Genomic DNA, 4,611 nt, shown 5'->3' on the forward strand with positions numbered 1-4,611 from the left:
CGCCGTGCCGGCCGCGCCCGCCGTGCCGGCCGCGCCCGGGCGGACCGCGGCCGCGGCCTGAGACCTCACGGAAGCCGCGAGCGGGCCGCGCGGGGAGCCGTCAGTACGAGCTCGCCGCCGAGCCCGCGCCCGTGTGCGAGTCCGGGTCCGGCTGCTCGATCTGCTGGGCGAGGTACAGCGGCTCGCCGAGCTTCTCGACGAGCTGGAGCTGGGTGTCGAGGTAGTCGACGTGCTCCTCCTCGTCCGCCAGGATGTCCTCGAAGATGTTGGCCGAGGTGATGTCGTCCTTGGCTCTCATCACCTGGATCCCGCGCCGGAGCCGGTCGATCGCCTCGACCTCGATCTGGCGGTCGGCCCGGAACATCTCGGTGACGGTCTGGCCCACCCGCACGTGGAAGAGCCGCTGGTAGTTGGGCAGCGCCTCCAGGAAGACGATGCGGTCGGTCAGCCGCTCGGCGTGCCGCATCTCGTCGAAGGACTCGGCCCGGGTGTACTTGGCGAGCCTCGTCCACCCGTTGTGCTCCTGCAGCTTGGCGTGGAGGAAGTACTGGTTGATCGCGGTCAGTTCGGCGGTGAGCTGCTCGTTGAGGAACTCGATGATCTCGGGGTCGCCCTGCATGCCGACGTGTCCTTACCTAGCGGTCCTGGCCGGATGGGCGCATCCTCGCACTGTCGACCGTTTTGATCCAGTAGGCGGGCATTGTCCGCCTACGTCGTTGTTCGCTCCCCGATCGGGCCGCGGCACGGGCGCGGTCACGGGCATCCCCGGCGGTCTGTCACCATGGAGGCATGGTTCAGCCGGAAAGCCGCGAAGGGGAGCGTGTCCAGCTTCCGCCGGGGCAGCGGGTCCAGCGCGGCTGGCCGGTGACGCACTACGGCCCGGTCCCCAGGTTCCGGCCCGAGCGCTGGGAGTTCCGTGTCTTCGGGGCCACCGCCGACGGTGGCACGTACCGCTGGAGGCACGAGGAGTTCTCCGCGCTGCCCCACGAGACCGTGGTCGCCGATCTGCACTGCGTCACCCGGTTCACCATGCTGGACGTCGAGTGGGGCGGTGTGCGCACCCGCACGCTCCTCGACCTCGCGCCGCCCGCGCCTGAGGTCACCCACGTGATGGTGTGGGCCGAGTACGGCTACAGCGCCAACCTGCGGCTGGCGGACTTCACCGCCGACCACACGCTCTTCGCCACCCACCGCGCCGGTGAGCCGCTCACGGCCGAGCACGGCTTCCCGCTACGGCTGGTGGTGCCCCATCTGTACGCCTGGAAGGGCCCCAAGTGGGTGCGGGGTGTGGAGTACATGACCACCGACCGCCGGGGCTTCTGGGAGGAGCGCGGCTACCACAACATCGGCGACCCCTGGCACGAGCAGCGCTACTCGTACCAGGAGGAGCCCGGCGACGGCCCCGAGCCGTAACCGTCCGCCGCCCGTCCCCGCGGCCCCTCCCGTGCCCGGCGGCCCCCCTCCCGCCCTCCGGGCGCCGTGTCAGCCCCTGAGCTCCTTCAGCCGGGCCACGTCCGCCGCGTGCCCCTCCCGGCCGCCCGGGGTCTCGATGACCAGGGGCACGCCCTCGGTCGCCGGATGGCGGAACAGCTCGCGGAAGGGCTCGGCGCCGATGTGGCCCGCGCCGATGTTCGCGTGGCGGTCCTTGCGGGCGCCGGCGACGTCCTTGGAGTCGTTGGCGTGGATCAGCCGCAGCCGCCCCTCTCCGGCCACCGCCACCACCTCGTCCAGCAGTGCCTTCATGCCGCCCCCGGCCGCCGTGTCGTGCCCGGCGGCGAAGGCGTGGCAGGTGTCCAGGCAGATCCCGAGCCGGGGGTGCCGGTCCAGGGCGTCGAAGTAGGGGCCCAGGTCCTCGGCCCGCGCGCACAGCGAGGCGCCCTGGCCCGCCGTCGGCTCCAGCAGCAGCCACGGGTCCCGCGAGTCCTCGCCCGGGTCCAGTTCCTCCAGCAGCGGCAGCATCCGCTCGCGCACCTGGGCCAGCGCCGTGGCGCGGTCGCGCCCGCCGGTGGCCGAGCCGGTGTGGACGACCACGCCCAGGGCGCCGATGTGCCGGGCGCGCCGCAGCGAGTGGCGCAGGGAGGCCACGGACAGCTCGGCCGTGGCCTCGGTGTGCGAACCGAAGTTGATCAGGTAGGGCGCGTGGACGTAGGCCGGGATCCCCTCGTCCTCGCAGGCCGTGCGGAAGGCCTCGTCCTGCCGCGGGTCGCCTGCCGGGGTGGCCCAGCCGCGCGGGTTGGCGACGAAGACCTGCACGGTCTCGGCGCCGATCCCACGGGCGTACGCCAGGCCCTTGGAGGCGAGCCCGCCTGCGACGGCGACATGGCTGCCGACGGGGTTGCGGGCGCGGCGGGACGCGGGGGCGGGCGCGGAGGAGGGGGAGGGGAGGACGTCGTGCGGGGAAGGTGCGGTGCTCACACGTCGAGGGTGCCAGGCCCCCGCGGCGGACGGCCCGGCGGCCGGTCAGTAGGCCGAGTCGACGTTGTCCATGGAGCCGTACCGGTCGGCGGCGTAGTTGCACGCGGCGACGATGTTGGCCACCGGGTCGTACAGGTCGTACTTGGTGCCCTCGACGTGGTAGGCGTCGAAGGTGGGCTGGATCACCTGGAGCAGCCCCTTGGAGGGCACGCCGTTGCGGGCGTTGACGTCCCAGTCGTTGACGGCCCGCGGGTTGCCGCTGGACTCGCGCATGATGTTGCGGTGGATGCCCTCGTAGGTGCCGGGGATGCCCTCGCGCTCCATGACGGCCAGGGCCTCGCGGATCCATCCGTCCAGGTTGTCCGGGTAGGAGGGTGCGCCGCGCCGCTCACGCTCGTACGCCTGCTCCAGGGACTCCCTGTCGCGCTCGCCCCAGTTGCCGCGGTCGCCCCAGCCGCCGCGGTCGTGCGAGCGGTCGGCGGCCCTCTCGCGGGTGGAGTCGCGGTCGGCGGCGGCCTCGCGTCCGGCCTGCTCCCCGGCCCGGGCGGCCTCCTCCCGCGCCCGGCGCTCCTTCTCGGCCGCGGCCTCACGGGCCTCGGCCTGGGCCTGCTGGTAGGAGCCGGAGAACTGCGCCCGCAGGCCGCCCTGCCCGGTGGCGAGGTCCTCGGCCTGGGCGGCCTGCTCCGCCGGGAGCGGGACCGGCGCGGACACGGGCTTCCCGCCGGGCGAGGGGGCGGCCTGCTCGGCGCCCGCCGGGGCGAGGCCGAGCGCCAGGGTGGCTGCGCCGGTGGCCGCGGCGACGCCGATGGCGGAGAACCTGTGGGCGCCGGTCATACGGGCGGTGCCGGACACGCGGAACTGGTCGAGAACGCGGAACACAGACATGGGGGAGGAGAACCTCTTCCGATCGCTTGCGTCGCGGAGCCGGATCAGCCGGGCCGGCCATGGGGCCGAGCGGGGGTTGCGCCGGGTTGCTCCACTCGGCGCTGGCGACCGTTGCATTGTTAGCGGCCGGAACTTATGAGGACAAAAACGCGACTTACTACCCGGAGTAGTGGACATCGGGCGGAAGGGGCCCGTGAGGGGCGGTCTCGGCCGTTCAGGCGGTCGCGGTGTCCACTACGCGGCTTCGTAAGTGATCTGGGTCCTATGGGGCGCTTCACAACGGCTGCCCGCTCAAGCGACCCTCCGTGCCCGGACGGCTGCGCTCGCACCGGCCCGGCCGGGCCGGTGCGCTCCGCTCAGCGCACCCAGACGGTGATCTCCGAGCCGCGCGGGGCCCGCTCGCCGGCGGCGACGGACTGGTCGAAGACGGTGCCGGTGATGAAGACCCTGCGGACCCTCACCTCGAAGCCCGCGTCCTCCAGCCGCTGCCGGGCCTCGTCCTCCTCCAGCCCCTCCACGTCCGGGACCTCGATCATCTCCGGACCCTTGGAGACGGTCAGCGTCACGGTGTCGCCCTCGGCCGCGACCGCGCCCTCGCGGGGCGACTGCCGGGCGACCGTGCCCTCGTCCTCCCGGGAGAAGACCCGCTCCGGGGCCGTCCGCACCTTCAGCCCGGCCTCCTCCAGCCGCTGCCGGGCCGTGCCCTCGTCCTCGCCGACGACGCCGGGCACCTCGACCCGCGCGCCCTTGGAGAGCACGAGCGCCACGGCCGTGCCCGGACGGCGCACGCTGCCCGCCCCGGGATCGGTACGGGCCACCGAGCCCCGCTCCACCTTTCCGGAGAACTCCCTGGTCACCATGCCGGGCTCCAGCCCGGCGGCCTTGATCTTCCGGCGCGCCTCGTCCGGCGTGTCGCCCGTCACGTCGGGGACCTCGACCCGTTCCGGGCCCTGGGAGACGGTGATGGTCACCGTGCCGTTCCCGCGGATGCGCTCACCGCGGCCGGGATCGGTGCCGATGACGTGGCCCCGCTCCACGGTGTCGCTGTAGTCCCGGACGATCCGCCACTCCAGCCCGGCCTCCTCGACCGTCCGCTTGGCCTGGGCCTCGGTCATGTCGAGCACCCCGGGGGTCCTGGTGAACTGCCCGGAGTTGATGTACCAGACGCCCAGCACCGCGCCGACGACCAGCAGGGCGGCGGTGACCAGCGCCGGCACCGAGCGCCCGGACCCGCGGCCCGTCCCCCGCCGGCGGCGGGCGCCCGTTCCGGGCTCCCCCGGCTCCCCCGGCCCCGGCCGTACGGCGGCCGGC

Annotated in this window: 5 protein-coding genes; 1 reads left to right on the forward strand and 4 read right to left on the reverse strand. The window is 73.9% G+C overall.

Annotated features, from left to right (window positions below):
- Positions 1-100 precede the first annotated feature (100 nt).
- A complete protein-coding gene (bfr, locus tag ACLIYP_RS29240; protein ID WP_412716097.1) occupies positions 101-619 on the reverse strand; it encodes a bacterioferritin in 519 nt (172 codons plus the stop codon).
- 170 nt (positions 620-789) lie between these two features.
- On the opposite strand from bfr, the gene ACLIYP_RS29245 reads away from it, so the two are divergent.
- The gene (locus tag ACLIYP_RS29245) at positions 790-1,413 is read left to right on the forward strand and encodes a sulfite oxidase-like oxidoreductase (protein ID WP_412716098.1); all 624 of its coding nucleotides are present in this window, start codon (positions 790-792) and stop codon (positions 1,411-1,413) included.
- 69 nt (positions 1,414-1,482) lie between these two features.
- Here the strand turns inward: ACLIYP_RS29245 and ACLIYP_RS29250 are convergent, their stop codons facing one another.
- The 3 genes from ACLIYP_RS29250 to ACLIYP_RS29260 form a co-directional block, all read right to left on the reverse strand.
- Entirely contained in the window at positions 1,483-2,415 is a 933-nt protein-coding gene (locus ACLIYP_RS29250) for a deoxyribonuclease IV (protein WP_412716099.1), read from the reverse strand.
- Between the two features lie 45 nt (positions 2,416-2,460).
- On the reverse strand, positions 2,461-3,300 hold the full coding sequence (locus ACLIYP_RS29255; RefSeq protein WP_412716100.1) for a transglycosylase SLT domain-containing protein: 840 nt from the start codon (positions 3,298-3,300) through the stop codon (positions 2,461-2,463).
- Positions 3,301-3,656: 356 nt separating this feature from the next.
- A partial coding sequence (locus ACLIYP_RS29260) for a Stk1 family PASTA domain-containing Ser/Thr kinase (RefSeq protein ID WP_412716101.1) occupies positions 3,657-4,611 on the reverse strand: 955 nt, incomplete at its 5' end.

Origin of the sequence: Streptomyces nanhaiensis, from assembly GCF_046614825.1 — a bacterium.
GTDB lineage: Bacteria > Actinomycetota > Actinomycetes > Streptomycetales > Streptomycetaceae > Streptomyces > Streptomyces radiopugnans.

Bases quoted from the DNA above. Each gene is read 5' to 3' on its own strand.
- ACLIYP_RS29255 (WP_412716100.1), bottom strand. From the start codon at position 3,300: ATGTCTGTGTTCCGCGTTCTCGACCAGTTCCGCGTGTCCGGCACCGCC.
- ACLIYP_RS29245 (WP_412716098.1), top strand. From the start codon at position 790: ATGGTTCAGCCGGAAAGCCGCGAAGGGGAGCGTGTCCAGCTTCCGCCG.
- bfr (WP_412716097.1), bottom strand. From the start codon at position 619: ATGCAGGGCGACCCCGAGATCATCGAGTTCCTCAACGAGCAGCTCACC.